Below are 223 nucleotides of genomic sequence, written 5' to 3'. Positions count from 1 at the left end.
ACGATTAATGGAAAGACATGCAGCTAGAGCAAATGCAATGCAGCCTTCTGCTAATGTACGAGTAGAGAATAAGCCAGTACAACAAGAGGTAGCAGAACCACAAGTGGAAGACCGCCCAGTGCAGCAAGTAGTAGTAGAACCACAAGTGGAAGAGCAACCAATGCAGCAAGTAGTGGTAGAGCAAGTACAAAAGCCAATTTCAAGTACGGAAGTACAAGAGAAA

General features: G+C 44.4%; 1 protein-coding gene. It reads left to right on the top strand.

The window, feature by feature from the left end:
• A partial coding sequence (locus MR107_RS30990) for a hypothetical protein (protein ID WP_242293222.1) occupies window positions 1–223 on the top strand: 223 nt, incomplete at both ends.

Origin of the sequence: Bacillus cereus group sp. BfR-BA-01441 (assembly GCF_022663075.1) — a bacterium.
Lineage (GTDB): Bacteria > Bacillota > Bacilli > Bacillales > Bacillaceae_G > Bacillus_A > Bacillus_A cereus.
This window is presented reverse-complemented; position numbering and strand designations above follow the sequence as displayed.